Origin of the sequence: Bacillus sp. B.PNR1, assembly GCF_030386235.1 — a bacterium.
In the GTDB taxonomy this organism is placed as follows: Bacteria; Bacillota; Bacilli; order Bacillales; family Bacillaceae; genus Bacillus; species Bacillus stercoris.
The window spans coordinates 1,013,748-1,028,349 of the sequence record NZ_JANYMN010000002.1; the positions used below are offsets into that span (position 1 = coordinate 1,013,748).

The 14,602-nt window shown below is 43.5% G+C and carries 14 protein-coding genes and 2 pseudogenes; 13 read left to right on the plus strand and 3 right to left on the minus strand.

Going from position 1 to position 14,602, the window contains the following annotated elements:
• The first annotated feature begins 12 nt into the window (after positions 1-12).
• Positions 13-384, plus strand: coding sequence for a hypothetical protein (locus NZD81_RS16480; protein WP_069150207.1), 372 nt, complete (start codon positions 13-15; stop codon positions 382-384).
• Positions 385-442: 58 nt separating this feature from the next.
• Positions 443-847, plus strand: a complete 405-nt coding sequence (locus tag NZD81_RS16485) for a YugN-like family protein (protein WP_040081988.1) — start codon at positions 443-445, stop codon at positions 845-847.
• Here the strand turns inward: NZD81_RS16485 and kbfO are convergent.
• The gene (gene kbfO / locus NZD81_RS16490) at positions 844-1,830 is read right to left on the minus strand and encodes a potassium channel protein KbfO (RefSeq protein WP_040081990.1); all 987 of its coding nucleotides are present in this window, start codon (positions 1,828-1,830) and stop codon (positions 844-846) included. The two genes, NZD81_RS16485 and kbfO, sit on opposite strands and share 4 nt — an antisense overlap.
• Entirely contained in the window at positions 1,827-2,159 is a 333-nt protein-coding gene (gene mstX, locus NZD81_RS16495; protein ID WP_136653678.1) for a biofilm formation protein MstX, read from the minus strand. The genes kbfO and mstX overlap by 4 nt, the downstream gene beginning before the upstream one ends.
• Before the next feature lie 46 nt (positions 2,160-2,205).
• Between mstX and NZD81_RS16500 the strand changes: the two genes are divergently transcribed.
• The 7 genes and pseudogenes from NZD81_RS16500 (at position 2,206) to NZD81_RS16530 (ending at position 7,317) form a co-directional block, all read left to right on the plus strand.
• Positions 2,206-2,469, plus strand: coding sequence for a YuzI family membrane protein (locus NZD81_RS16500; protein ID WP_014665157.1), 264 nt, complete (start codon positions 2,206-2,208; stop codon positions 2,467-2,469).
• A 40-nt stretch (positions 2,470-2,509) separates the two neighbouring features.
• Positions 2,510-3,187, plus strand: coding sequence for a zinc metallopeptidase (locus tag NZD81_RS16505; RefSeq protein ID WP_014477803.1), 678 nt, complete (start codon positions 2,510-2,512; stop codon positions 3,185-3,187).
• A 43-nt stretch (positions 3,188-3,230) separates the two neighbouring features.
• Entirely contained in the window at positions 3,231-4,520 is a 1,290-nt protein-coding gene (locus NZD81_RS16510; protein ID WP_282373255.1) for a hemolysin family protein, read from the plus strand.
• Between the two features lie 125 nt (positions 4,521-4,645).
• Positions 4,646-6,310, plus strand: coding sequence for a glycoside hydrolase family 13 protein (locus NZD81_RS16515; RefSeq protein WP_282373254.1), 1,665 nt, complete (start codon positions 4,646-4,648; stop codon positions 6,308-6,310).
• A gap of 25 nt (positions 6,311-6,335) precedes the next feature.
• A pseudogene (locus tag NZD81_RS16520) lies at positions 6,336-6,469 on the plus strand (hypothetical protein).
• The gene (locus tag NZD81_RS16525; RefSeq protein ID WP_014665154.1) at positions 6,429-6,827 is read left to right on the plus strand and encodes a secondary thiamine-phosphate synthase enzyme YjbQ; all 399 of its coding nucleotides are present in this window, start codon (positions 6,429-6,431) and stop codon (positions 6,825-6,827) included. Before NZD81_RS16520 ends, NZD81_RS16525 begins: the two are co-directional and overlap by 41 nt.
• Before the next feature lie 235 nt (positions 6,828-7,062).
• Complete coding sequence (locus NZD81_RS16530) at positions 7,063-7,317, plus strand: hypothetical protein (protein WP_014665153.1); 255 nt, start codon at positions 7,063-7,065, stop codon at positions 7,315-7,317.
• Between the two features lie 13 nt (positions 7,318-7,330).
• On the opposite strand, the gene NZD81_RS16535 is transcribed toward NZD81_RS16530, so the two are convergent.
• Complete coding sequence (locus tag NZD81_RS16535; protein WP_014665152.1) at positions 7,331-8,068, minus strand: protein-glutamine gamma-glutamyltransferase; 738 nt, start codon at positions 8,066-8,068, stop codon at positions 7,331-7,333.
• Positions 8,069-8,225: 157 nt separating this feature from the next.
• Here NZD81_RS16535 and mcpB point away from each other — a divergent pair, with 157 nt between their 5' ends.
• The 4 genes and pseudogenes from mcpB to NZD81_RS21305 all read left to right on the plus strand — a co-directional run bounded on the left by mcpB (position 8,226) and on the right by NZD81_RS21305 (position 14,497).
• Positions 8,226-10,214, plus strand: a complete 1,989-nt coding sequence (gene mcpB / locus NZD81_RS16540; RefSeq protein ID WP_014665151.1) for a methyl-accepting chemotaxis protein McpB — start codon at positions 8,226-8,228, stop codon at positions 10,212-10,214.
• Positions 10,215-10,391: 177 nt separating this feature from the next.
• The gene (tlpA, locus tag NZD81_RS16545; RefSeq protein ID WP_136653675.1) at positions 10,392-12,395 is read left to right on the plus strand and encodes a methyl-accepting chemotaxis protein TlpA; all 2,004 of its coding nucleotides are present in this window, start codon (positions 10,392-10,394) and stop codon (positions 12,393-12,395) included.
• Positions 12,396-12,655: 260 nt separating this feature from the next.
• Positions 12,656-13,552, plus strand: a pseudogene (mcpA, locus tag NZD81_RS21300) (methyl-accepting chemotaxis protein); the annotation flags it as partial.
• The gene (locus NZD81_RS21305) at positions 13,547-14,497 is read left to right on the plus strand and encodes a methyl-accepting chemotaxis protein (RefSeq protein WP_370881213.1); all 951 of its coding nucleotides are present in this window, start codon (positions 13,547-13,549) and stop codon (positions 14,495-14,497) included. The pseudogene mcpA and the gene NZD81_RS21305, both read left to right, overlap by 6 nt.
• The last annotated feature ends 105 nt before the right edge of the window (positions 14,498-14,602 follow it).

Here is a 14,602-nt window from a genome sequence, read left to right on the forward strand (position 1 = left end):
AGAAAGGTGCTGATGTTCATGAAACAAGTGGTTAAACATCTCATCATTGCCGGCTTTTCTGCAGCTCTTTTAAGTATCCTTATCTCCTTTGATGCTGTGTATACAGATGTTTCTTCAAGCTTTGGCGGCACGCTGTCACATTTTTTCATCCACGCCTTTCTTCTCGTTGGTTTGCCGCTTGCGCTTTTTACCGATGCGGTACATCGGATTTTGCATTTAAAACGAACCCATACTCTTTTCACTAAATTAGGACTCTATGCAACGGTTGTTTATGTGTCTTGGGATTCAGCTGCAGGGCTTGCTGCGGCAATGGCTGTTTACTTCTTGATTGAATGCGCTTTCTTTTTTGTTGGACGCGCGAAAGAAACAACGATTTCCATGTAGGCGCCTCTGAATGAAGTCTTGTTCGGCAGGACAGGATAAGTGAAAAAGGGGCATTTTGATGATACCAATACCTTCAGCGATAGATGGGCAGTCTTTTCTGCTTCAAGAACTGGAACAAGTGATGAAGCCGCTCGGTTATGTGATAAACGGCGGCTGGGAATACGATCATGGCTACTTTGATTATAAAATTGATGATAGAGACGGCTATTTATTTTTGAGAATTCCTGTCAATGCGATACAGGGCAGTCTCGATGAACGCGGGGCGGCCGTCCGGATCGGAACGCCGTTTATGCTGAGACAGGTGTTTCAGACGGATGTTGATGATCAAGCCGAGGGAGGGCCTTTCCAATCACTGTTTAATCAATTTTCCGAACCGGAAAGGCGGGACGCGGAAATTGATCCGGCATTTTTGGATATCGGCGCCTCTCTCGTAAAAGAATTGGAGGATGTTCTGCTGCATTAGATGGCAAGGAATTGGTCTGTTTCGAGTACCGTGTATGTAAGAGGAGGGGAAATCATCGGCCCCTCCTCTTTTTGTACACCTATAATTGTTTTGTTATGATCCAGGAAATAGAGAACGCAGGTTTTGTAAGCCGCTCCCTTTAGTTCGTCAGGAACAGCAAGAAGCTCTACATGCTGGTCAAGCGGCAGCTTAATTCCGTTCTGCTGTTTCGACGGCCGTAATTTGACTTGGTAATGCTGAAGCATCGCCCGGCTGATAAATTCTGACGTTCCGATGATTTGGTTTGCGCCTGCCCGCTCCGCATTGGTGACAAAACGGTCAGTCAAAATCTCGACGATGCAGTAAGCAAGGGGATTAAGCCCTTTCACAGATAAAAGAGTCAGCACTGACAGCATATCTGCTTCAGTTTCACTTTTATACTGATCGGCTGTAATCATCACTGATTCCGCTTCGGTAATATTGGCCCGTTTCAGTGTCTCATCATCGGCAGCGTGCCCGCGTATGAAGTGGACGTTTTCGATCAGCGGGCCTTCTGTTAAAGATTCATCGATTAGCACGACTGTTTTGGAAGGGGCCGCAAGCTGAAGGTCCTTCAAAAGCCGGTTTGTTTTTTCATTCCACCCGATCAGAATGATATGGTCCCGGCCTTTGTAAGCAACTTTTCCTTCGATATAGCGGTGCTGTCTGCTGAATGCGGCCGCTGATAACGTTGCGAAATATGCAGTGACAAAGCTTGCGCCGCTCAAAATCAGCAGAATTCCAGCTGCCTGACCCAGCGGCGTGTGCGGCACATAGTCTCCATAACCGACTGTCGAAACCGTAACGACAGCCCACCAAATGCCTTCAAATACCGAAGTAAACTGCTTCGGCTCAAGTATATAAATGATTTGGCCGAACAAAAGAATCAGACATAAAATAATAACCCCGATTCGGATAAATAACGGCCATCTAAGCCATGAAATAAATATCCGATTTGATTTCATTCTTTTTCTCCTTCTTCAGATACTGAAATGGATAAAATTTGTTTAATGATTGTATTTAATTTCTCATTTAGCTTTTCCTGGCCGTACATATCTCGGGCCTGCTTCATTAACTCGGCTGTATCTTCATCAAGCTGAATAAGCGGCTCATCAATTTCTGATTCATTATAAAGCTGAATAAACGCGTCCAATCCTTCATTCATCCGGTCGATTGCTGTGCTCAGCTGTTCCTTTTCCTCACTCGTCACTTTCATAGCTTCCATCACACCCGTGCTTTTTTCTAACAGTATGTCCCACTTCCGATGATGTTTTTCAAAAAATGAACAAAACATATAAAAACGGATTTCTCCATAAACTAAAACAAAAAGGATGAAAAAGATGACGATCTTTCAAAGAACGATCGTGGTTTTGATCGGTACGCAGCTGGCGGCATCCGCGGTGATTTTGTTTATTTTCGATTTAAACTCATATAATCACTTTTCCGGCAGCTTCTCCTGGCTTCATTTTCTGAAAGAACTGGCCGGCAGTTTCGCCTTGTATTTGTTTTCAGCAGGTCTGTTCTTTTTGCTGATTGGATTGTGTGCTCCGAGCCGGAAGAAAAAGCGCATTTCTGTACACGGGAAAGAAAACTCATTAAAATAATCGTAATAGAGAAATGATCATGGAAAAAGGATGATGAAAAATGCTGTTTATATTTTTAACAATAGCCGCATTGGGATTGTCGTTTTGGGCACAATTTAAAGTGAAGAGCAACTTTGAAAAATATTCAAAAGTGGAAGCCTCAAGCGGACGTACAGGGGCAGAAACAGCAAGACGGATTTTAGATATAAACGGTCTTTACGACGTGCCGGTCGAACCGGTAAGAGGCACTTTAACAGACCATTACGACCCGACAAGACGGGTGGTGCGTTTATCTGAGCCGGTCTATTACGGCCGCTCAATTTCCGCCATATCCGTAGCTTCCCATGAAGTCGGACATGCCTTGCAGCATCAGGAGTCATATGGTGCGCTTGTGATAAGACATAAAATCTTCCCAGTCGTGAATTTTGCATCCGGTGTAGCCCCTTTGCTTTTCTTAGGAGGCATGCTTCTCGGAAGCCTGAATTTGATCGGGCTTGGCATCATATTATTTTCAGCGGCTGTCTTTTTCCAGCTGATTACATTGCCTGTCGAATTCAATGCAAGCTCACGCGCGAAGCAGATTATTGTGTCAGAAGGATTCATCCGAAACAATGAAGAAAATGGGGTAAATAAAGTGCTGAGCGCTGCTGCCTTAACGTATGTGGCCGCGGCCCTGGTTTCCCTGTTTGAACTTCTTCGTTTTGTGATGATCTTCTTAAACGGTCGTGATGAGAATTAACGTTAAGGAGGTGGCCCCTTACCATTTATGGTAAGGGCTTTTTTTGCTTATTTTACAATTGATCGCCATTTTTGTTTTGATTGGCATTACGGCTGTTTTCGTTGCAGCGGAATTTGCGATCGTCAAAATCAGAGGTTCAAAAATCAATCAGCTCATCGAAAGCGGTGACAGCCGGGCGCTGGCCGCACATAAAATCATCTCCAATCTTGACGAGTATTTATCAGCCTGCCAGCTCGGGATTACGATTACAGCACTCGGCCTTGGATGGCTAGGTGAACCTACATTTGAACGTTTTCTTCATCCCTTATTTACAATGACAGGCATGCCGGAACCGTTTAATCACATTGTCACATTTGTAGTTGCATTTATTATCGTCACTTTTTTGCATGTGGTGATGGGGGAGCTTGCCCCGAAAACGGTTTCTATTCAAAAAGCTGAAGCTGTAAGCTTATGGATTGCAAAGCCGCTCATCTGGTTTTATAAAATCACGTACCCGTTTATTAAGGCATTAAACGGCTCTGCAAGCTTTCTTGTGAAGTTGTTTGGCTTTCATTCAGTAAAGGAGCACGAGGTTGTCATCAGCGAAGAGGAACTAAGGCTGATTCTTTCAGAAAGCTATGAAAAGGGAGAAATCAATCAGTCTGAATTCCGCTATGTAAATAAAATTTTTGAATTCGACAACCGGGTAGCGAGAGAGATTATGATTCCGCGGACAGAAATTGCCGTCATCTCTCTTGAGCAGTCGCTTGAAGAGGCGATTCATCACATCATTAATGAACGATATACACGCTACCCTGTCATCAAAGATGACAAGGATCATATTTTAGGGATCATCAACAGCAAAGATATGTTTAAAGCTTATTTTCTCGGCCAGCCGATAAAGCTGGAGCAAATCATGAGGCCCGTTATCAGGGTCATTGAAAGCATTCCTGTTCAGCAGCTGTTAATCCGCATGCAGAAGGAGCGGATTCACATGGCGATTCTCGTAGATGAATATGGGGGAACGGCGGGGCTTGTCACTGTCGAGGATATTATCGAGGAAATCGTCGGGGAAATTCGCGATGAGTATGATCAGGATGAAACACCGCACATCCTGAAAAAGGGCGAGCACCATTATGTGATGGATGGAAAAGCGTTAATAGACGAAGTAAATGACCTGCTCGACATTGCGATTGAAAATGAAGAGATTGATACGATTGCAGGCTGGCTTCTAACGCAAAAAATGGAGCTGAAAGCAGGAGACGTCATACACGCGGAAGGCTGTGAATTTACAATCCTCGACGCCGAAGATCATCACATCCGTTTTGTAGAAATAAAAAAAACCGAATTTTGATAAAAAACAGCCGGGAACGAACGGCTGTTTTTTGTGTGATCAAGTCATTTCTTAAAAAGCAATGCTGTGAAGCCTTTTTTCTACATAGGATATATAAGACCGGTACACTGGGAAGGAGTGGCTGTATGAAAAAGGCTTGGTGGAAGGAAGCGGTTGTTTACCAAATTTACCCCCGCAGTTTTAAAGATTCAAATGGTGACGGAATCGGGGATATTCAAGGAATCAGATCTAAACTTTCTTACATAAAAGAGCTGGGCGCTGACGTCCTTTGGATTTGCCCCCTGTATGATTCACCAAATGCCGATAATGGCTATGATATTAGGGATTATCAAAACATATTAAGCGATTTTGGCACCATGGCAGATTTTGACGAGCTTCTTGATGACATTCATGATCTGGGCATGAAGCTGATTATGGATCTCGTTGTGAACCATACAAGCGATGAACATCCATGGTTCATAGAATCCCGTTCATCTATACACTCGGAAATGCGCGACTGGTATATTTGGAAAGACGGCAAAAACGGAAAAGCACCGAACAATTGGGAAAGCATTTTCGGCGGGCCGGCTTGGGAATATGATCAAAAGACAGGCCAGTACTATCTTCACCTTTTTGATAAAAAACAGCCTGATTTGAATTGGGAAAATGAAAAGGTGAGGAATGCCGTTTATGACATGATCAATTGGTGGCTTGATAAAGGAATTGATGGATTTCGGGTGGATGCCATTACGCATATTAAGAAAAAAGAAGGGCTTCCCGACATGCCGAATCCAAAGGGACTGGATTATGTTCCTTCCTTTCCTTATCATATGAATGCTCATGGCATTATGGATTTGTTAACAGAGCTGAAGGAAAACACATTTTCCCGCTATCCGATTATGACGGTCGGCGAGGCAAACGGCGTCTCTGCAAAGGAAGCTGCTGATTGGGCTGGAGAAAAAAACGGCATATTCAACATGATTTTTCAATTTGAGCATCTTGGCCTGTGGGATGTAGAGATCGATGAAAGCATTGATATTGCCTCATTTAAACGAATTTTAACTGACTGGCAGGACAGTCTTGAAGGAATTGGCTGGAATGCTTTGTTTATGGAGAATCACGACCAGCCCCGTTCAGTTTCTGTCTGGGGAGACGACGGAGTGTACCTGAAAGAAAGTGCAAAAGCGCTGGCTGCTGTTTACTTTCTTATGAAAGGCACGCCGTTTATTTATCAAGGACAGGAACTCGGAATGACGAACGTGGCATTTCCGTCTATTGAGGACTATGATGATGTCGCAATGAAACGCCTCTATGAAACAAAAATAGCGAAAGGCGCATCACACGAGGACGCGATGAAGGTTGTCTGGAAAAAGGGAAGAGACAATTCACGAACACCTATGCAATGGAACGCAGATCCATACGCCGGATTTTCTGAGGCCAAGCCGTGGATCGGAGTCAATGAGAATTACAAATGGCTAAATGCTGAGGCGCAAAAAAACGATAATACATCCGTTTACCATTTTTACAAAAGCTTGATCAAGCTGCGCCAAACATATGATGTTTTTATCAACGGGACATACGAGCTCATTTTACCGGAAGATCAGCAAATCTTTGCATATCTTCGAAATAACGAGAGCCACACTGCACTGATTGCAGCCAACCTGACAAGAACACCGGCGTTATTCAAGCACTCTGGATTGCCATTGTCATCAGATGCCCTTGCCTTGTCAAATATTGAAACAGAGCCGCACAAGCATATGACATCAATACTCTTAAAGCCGTATGAGACAAGAATATATCTATGGGGCTAAACTCCAGCCTTAGACTGGAGTTTTTTTGTTTTATCAGGTTTATGAGAGCGGTTTAACAGGAAAAAAAGAACACAGAACGAATTAAGCAAATAGAGCGGACAAACGAAAGGAGAAACAAATGCTGAAAACACTGCAAATCAAGACTTCCAAACGAGATGAAATGATTGATATCACCCGTGAGGTGGATGCGTTTCTTCAAGAAACAGGTGTAACGAGCGGCGCAGCGCTGATTTACTGTCCACATACGACGGCGGGCATTACAATTAATGAAAATGCCGACCCGGACGTCAAAAAAGATATGCTCAGAAGGTTTGATGAGGTATATCCGTGGGAACATGAGCTGGACCGCCACATGGAGGGCAATACAGCTGCACACATGAAGTCGAGTACGGTCGGCGCTTCACAGCATGTCATTGTGGAAAACGGCCGGCTCATTCTTGGAACGTGGCAGGGCATTTATTTCTGCGAATTTGATGGCCCTCGCACCCGGACATGTTATATCAAAATCATGGGGTAGCAGGTTGTTTTTTATGACGAAACATTTTCGCTGACATAAGCGCCGAAAGCCGGAGGGCTTGTCTCACGTAATGAAGGCGCGCTTGACATTCGAATATCTCAGTCCCGACATCTCAAAAAGCAAATCCAGATGTAGATTTAAAAAATTGAAGGGAGTAGACACGGATGCTTTACGGGCCTGCTGACGTGAAGACACTGTTTTGCGAATGTAACTTGATAAAACTGAGGTGACAGATATGAACATTCTTCAATACTCTTATAAAAAAAGAGGGAAAATTGAGTTTGTATTTGAAGGCTGGCCTCACTCAAAAGTTACAATGGCTCCAATCAAAGGCTACTATTTTGTCCGCTTTATCAAATGGAGCAGCCTAGATCCAATCGTGACAAGAAATGACCTTGAAAAAATGGAGTGGGCTGCGAACCAATATTTAGGCACAGCCCCTTTCTATCGAAAACGGAAGGCATTTGAAACCCCATCGTCCCGAAAATAGGCGATGGGGCTTTTTAGCGGACGATGCGGAAAAGAGACGGAACATCCAGTCTGGTCGCCTGAGACAGAAGATAGGCTGACTGTAAGGCTCCTCTTCTCCTAAATGAATTCAGCTTATCAATAATTTGCTGTCCGTTTAAGATTCCAAGACCATGGGCAAAATATTTATCCTCCCCCAGTAAAATCACATTTTCGCCTCTCCATTGGGCTTTTTGCGGATCAAATTCAGGATTCTTAAAATACAAACAATCGCCAAGGAAAAAATGATGTCCTGTTTCTGTATATATCGGCAGCTTCTCATAATGCCAATCATATAAAATAATTCTGTCAAAGCTGGCATCGAATTTGTCTTCCCCGATTGTATCGATTAAGGCCAAGTAATAAATAACAACGATTGCGGTTGCGCATTCAAACGCGTAAAAAGGGCCGTTCTCTGCAATGTCCCGAATCGCTTTTGAAGGCGGCATTCTGTATTTCAGCTCCAAGGCGCCCTCTGGTGAAACCCTCCAATACGCTGTATTCCCGTATGTTTTCAAAAAAGTGGCAAACTTCGCCCCGCTTTTGTGCAGTGTCTTTGCCGCTGCGACAATATTCATCCGCAGTTTCAGCTCAAACATCAGTTCAGCAATTGAATGATAATCAAACTGAACAGGCGTCTCAATCATCTCTTTTAAGAGCGGATTCAGATTTTGATCAATCTGCCAATTTTCAATATCCTGGGGACGGAGCAATTGTCCTGATACAATAATCATGTTTAGCCCCCCTTGTTTTTTATAAGATATGCAAAAGGCTTGGGCAATGAAAGCTAAAAAGACTGAAGACTGGCAAAAAGAACTTCTTCCATTTTTTATTTTAAAACTTTTTTAAGCAGCCGATATATACTGTATCAAACCTGAAGGAGCAAGTGACATGAAGACTTTTATCAATTGGCTGAAGAAACCGTCTATTTCAAAGAAATTAATCGTCTCATTTATTGCGATTCTCATTATCCCTATTCTTATATTAGAATTTAGTTCTTACCGAAGCGCCAGCGGAAAGCTGGATGAGGAAATGATGGGGAATGCGAAAAACAGTGTCGATACATTTAATACAACCGTTACAAATGATCTGGGAGAAAAAGCGAAAGCAGTTACCTTTTTCAGTGAATCTCTTAAAAGATCCGCATTCAAAGGAAAATCGAATCAAGAAGAGATTAAAGCTAAATTTTCACAATACGTATCAATTAATCAGGGCGTAGCCAGAATTTATGGAGGCGCAGATAACGGCACTTACGTACAAGCTCCAAAAGAGACATTGCCGGACGGATACGACCCTAGACAACGCCCTTGGTACCAGGATGCGATGAAGGCCGGCGGTGAAATTGTCGTGACAGATCCTTACGTGGCTGCGAGTGACGGAAGCATGGTCATTACCATTGCACAAGAGCTGAAGGACGGATCAGGCGTTGTCGCCATGGATATTACCATTGATAAATTGTTAGAACAGATGAAACAAATCAAGGTCGGAAAAGAAGGCTATGCTTTCATTGCAACAAAAAACAAAACCTACGTCGCACATAAGAACCATAAGGCTGGAGAAAAGCTGTCAGGCGACTGGGTAGCCAAAATGTATGCGAATGACAGCGGTGAGCTCAAGTACACTCTGAATAACGAAGATAAAAAGCTGACCTATACTACAAATGAACTGACTGGTTGGAAAATAGCCGGCACTATGTATATGGATGAAATTAAGGATGCCTCAAAGTCTGTGCTGGTAACGGGCATGATCGTACTGATTGCCTCCATTGTGGCAGGCGGGATTTTAATTCTGTTTATTGTTCGTTCGATTACAAAACCGTTAAAACGTCTTGTTCAATCATCGAAAACGATCAGCAGAGGGGATTTGACCGAAACGATCGAAATTCATTCAAAGGATGAGCTAGGGGAGCTAGGAGAAAGCTTCAACGAAATGGGACAATCCCTCCGCTCTCTAATCAGCGCAATTCAAGACTCGGTGAACAATGTGGCCGCATCTTCCGAACAGCTTACCGCATCTGCCGGACAGACAAGTAAAGCCACCGAGCATATTACGATGGCGATTGAGCAGTTCTCAAACGGAAACGAAGAGCAAAGCGAAAAGGTTGAATCCAGCTCTCATCAGTTGAACTTAATGAATGAAGGACTCCAGCAAGTCTCGCAAACATCGTCAGATATTACAAAGGCGTCTATTCAATCAACGGAAATCGCCGGAACAGGTGAAAAGTTTGTGCAGCAGACAGTCGGCCAAATGAACTCGATTAATCAATCTGTTCAGCAGGCTGAAGCTGTAGTCAAAGGCTTAGAAGGAAAATCAAAAGACATTACAAGCATTTTGAGAGTCATCAACGGCATCGCTGACCAAACAAATTTGCTTGCACTAAACGCTGCTATTGAAGCGGCGCGTGCAGGAGAATCAGGCCGCGGTTTCTCTGTCGTAGCGGAGGAAGTGCGCAAGTTGGCTGTTCAATCAGCCGATTCAGCAAAAGAAATCGAAAAGCTGATCCAAGAAATCGTCGCAGAGATTGAAACCTCCCTTCACATGTTTAAAGAGGTTAATCAGGAAGTGCAATCTGGACTTGTTGTCACAGACAATACAAAAGAAAGCTTCCAGAGCATTTTCAGCATGACAAACGAAATCGCGGGCAAGCTGCAGACGATGAATTCCACCGTCGAGCAGCTGTCAGGCCGTTCACAGCATGTTTCAGCAGCAGTCAGCGGCATTGCAGACGTGTCGAAAGAAAGCTCGGCAAGCATCCAGGACATTGCCGCATCAGCTGAGGAACAGCTTGCTTCCATGGAAGAAATCAGTTCATCAGCGACCACTCTTGCGCAGATGGCAGAAGAGCTTCGCGATCTGACGAAACAATTTAAAATCGAGTAAAAGCCGAAAAACAGCGCTGATCAAGGCGCTGTTTTTTCATGTGGTAAACATTAACAAAGTCCTAGTCTATACGGTGATTTTTGAACTATTTTTCATTTTTACCTCTATTTTCAATGTAATTTAAAGGAAGTTCTGTCGATATAATTTGTAAATTATTGAAAGAAGGTTCAAAAGGAAATGAAAAAAACACTTACCACTATTCGCAGATCATCAATTGCAAGGAGACTTATCATTTCTTTCCTGCTGATCTTAATTGTCCCGATAACCGCACTTTCGGTAAGCGCTTATCAATCAGCAGTTTCCTCACTTGATGTACAGATGACGCAAAGCGCCAAGGAAAATGTTCAAATATTAGATCACATTATTGATGATAAAATCAGAACGACTGAAAAAAGCCTCTCGTATTTTAGCGATTGGGCGACAGCAGATAAGTTTCAGGATAAAAAGAAAACAGAGCTGAAACAGGAATTTAAACAATTTATCCAAATGAATGATAATGTCGCTGCGGTATTTTCCAGCAGCAAAGACGGGGAATTCACACGTTATCCGTACGCTGACATGCCAAGTGACTTTAATGCTTTGGAAAGAGATTGGTACAAAGAAGCAATGGCCAATAAAGGCAAAACAATAGTCACTGAGCCTTATGAATCGATTTCATCAGGAAAAATGGTCGTCACCATCGCCCGTCAAACAGTGGATGGATCAGGCGTTGTCGCCATTGATATGAAAATTGATGACTTAGTCACTACCGCGAAAGGAATCAATATCGGAAAAGAAGGCTATGCTTTTATCTTGAGCCAAAACAAGAAAGTCATCGCCTACTCTGGAGAAAAAGCAGGAACAGAGCTAAAAGGGGACTGGGTTGATAAGCTTTACAAGGATAAAAGCGGAGACTTTGAATATTCGTACAAAGGCAAAAAGAAAAAAATGGCGTTTGCCACTAGCGAAACAACAGGCTGGAAAATCAGCGGCACGATGTATGCAAACGAGATTCACGATGCTGCAAGCAGGGTTCTGATCATGGCTTCAGTCGTTCTGGCGATTGCCATCGCAGCCGGAATGACGGCGATTTATTTTGTGATTCGATCCATCACAAAGCCATTGGGACGCATTGTCGCATCAGCTGAAAAAATCAGTGAAGGCGATCTGACCGAAACGATTGAAATCAATTCAAAAGATGAACTTGGCGTTCTGAGCGAGAGCTTCAATCATATGGCACAATCGCTTCGCTCGCTCATTCACGGAATCAAAGACTCAGTAGAACACGTTGCCTCATCGTCCGAAGAGCTGACTGCATCGGCAGACCAGACAAGCAAAGCCACTGAGCACATTACGATGGCTATCGAGCAATTTTCAAACGGGAGCGAAAGCCAAAGCGAGAAAATAGAAACGACAACTGAACAAATTAATGAAATGAATGACGGATTGGCAGAGCTGGCGCGGGCGGCCGCAGTGATTACAGAGACATCAGCAGATTCAACCGAAGTGTCAAGTAAAGGGGAGACACTCGTCCAGAAAACAGCCGGCCAAATGAACACAATTGACCATTCTGTAAAAGCAGCGGAACAAGTGGTGAAAGGGCTGGAGATCAAATCAAAGGATATCACAAATATTTTGCGTGTTATCAACGGTATTGCGGATCAAACCAATCTTTTGGCCTTAAATGCCGCTATTGAAGCTGCCAGAGCGGGTGAATATGGCCGGGGCTTCTCAGTCGTCGCTGAGGAAGTGAGAAAGCTCGCGGTACAGTCGGCTGACTCGGCAAAAGAAATTGAATCGCTGATCAGTGAAATAGTAAAAGAAATCCACACATCATTGAACGTGCTTCAGTCTGTAAACAAAGAAGTTGAAACAGGACTTGTCATGACGGATGAAACAAAGCAGAGCTTCAAACATATCTCGCAAATGACCAATCAGATTGCTTCCGAGCTGCAAAACATGAATGCGACGGTTGAGGAGCTGTCGGCGGGAGCACAAGAAATTTCCGCAGCTTCAAATGATATCACAGCCATTTCTAAGGCAAGCTCGGACGGTATCCAAGATATCGCCGCTTCAGCTGAGGAACAGCTGGCATCCATGGAGGAGATCAGTTCATCAGCACTGACGCTTGAAAGAATGTCTGAAGAACTCCGTGATCTGACAAAACGATTTAAGGTAGATGCAGATAAAGAATGGGTCTAAAAGACTATCTATTTATGGGAAATTAGTTACTTTTGTTAAATTTCTTCTTTTTTGCTGTATATATTTACCCATTTCCAGCCGATATGAAGGGTAGCATAAAAAAGGAGAAATGAATGATGAAAAAAATACTCCAACTCATAAAACAAAGATCAATTACACGGAAGCTTCTCGTTTCCTTTCTGTCGATCCTCATCATACCGGTTGTCATATTGGCGATCTTTGCGTATCAATCGGCTAGCAGCTCGCTCGACAGACAGATGATGGGGAGCGCATTAGAAAATGTACAGCAATTAAACGAAATCATTAACACCAGCATCGGCGAAAAAGAAAACAGCGCTGCTTACTTCAGCGAATGGCTGACAAAAGAGAGATATAAAGCAAAAAGCAATGCAAGCATTGAAGAGAAATTCTCACAATATATCAGCATTAATAAAGATGTAGAGTCCATTTATACAAGTGATGAAAACGGGCGATTTACCCGCTACCCGGATCTCCCGATGCCGAGCGGCTACAATCCGGTTGAACGCGACTGGTACAAAAAAGCGGTTGCGAATAAAGGAAAAGTCGTTGTGACAGATCCTTATAAAACCGCGTCTACAAATACGATGGTTGTGACAATCGCCCAGCAGACAAAAGATGGTTCAGGCGTTATCGCAATCAACATGACCATTGAAAATCTGTTGAAAACAACCAAAAAAGTCAACATCGGCACACAAGGCTACGCATTTATCATGACGAAGGACAAAAAAGTTGTCGCTCATCCTAATGAAAAATCAGGAACTGAATTAAAAGGCGACTGGCTCGATAAGATGCTGAATGCTGATAAAGGCGATTTTCAATACACCATGGACGGCGATAAGAAAAAAATGGCCTTTGACACAAACAAGTTAACGGGATGGAAGATCGGCGGCACCATGTATTTAGACGAAATCCACGAGGCAGCCCAGCCTGTCCTTCACCTTGCTTTAATTGTCTTGGCCGCAGCTATTATCATAGGAATTATCGTCATGACTTTGATCATTCGGTCGATTACAACACCGCTGAAACAGCTTGTCGGTTCCTCTAAGCGGATCAGCGAGGGAGATTTGACGGAAACCATTGATATTCGTTCAAAAGATGAATTGGGCGAGCTCGGCAAAAGCTTTAACAATATGGCGTCGTCTCTCCGTTCTCTCATACACGCCATCCAGGATTCGGTAGACAATGTTGCCGCTTCCTCTGAGGAGTTGACCGCATCTGCTGCGCAAACGAGCAAGGCAACAGAGCATATTACATTGGCGATTGAACAATTTTCTAACGGCAATGAAAAACAAAACGAAAATATTGAAACGGCAGCAGAGCATATTTATCAAATGAATGACGGGTTGACGAATATGGCTCAAGCTTCTGAAGTCATCACAGATTCATCTGTTCAATCGACAGAAATTGCAAGTGAAGGCGGCAAGCTTGTTCACCAAACCGTCGGCCAAATGAACGTCATTGACAAGTCCGTTAAAGAAGCGGAGCAAGTTGTACGCGGATTGGAAACGAAATCGAAAGACATTACAAACATTTTGCGTGTGATTAACGGCATCGCAGACCAGACAAACCTGCTTGCTTTAAATGCGGCAATTGAAGCAGCCCGTGCAGGCGAGTACGGCCGAGGCTTCTCTGTTGTAGCGGAAGAAGTAAGAAAACTGGCAGTACAGTCAGCAGATTCAGCAAAAGAGATTGAAGGATTAATCATCGAAATTGTGAAGGAAATTAATACATCTCTCGGCATGTTCCAGTCTGTCAATCAAGAGGTGCAGACAGGACTTGATATCACAGATAAAACAGAAATGAGCTTTAAGCGCATTTCTGAAATGACGAACCAAATCGCCGGCGAACTGCAAAATATGAGTGCGACGGTTCAGCAGCTTTCTGCCAGCTCCGAGGAAGTATCGGGAGCGTCTGAGCATATTGCATCGATTTCCAAAGAAAGCTCAGCACATATTCAAGATATCGCTGCGTCAGCTGAAGAGCAGCTTGCTTCCATGGAAGAAATCAGCTCGTCTGCAGAAACCCTTTCGTCTATGGCGGAAGAGCTTCGCGATATGACTAACCGATTCAAAATCGAATAATAAGCCTTAACACCCAAGCATGTTGCGCTTGGGTGTTTTTTTTAGTTTTTTTATTAAACCTTTTATCCTAGTTGACGATATTAGATTTAGCTTAAAGGAGGAGTC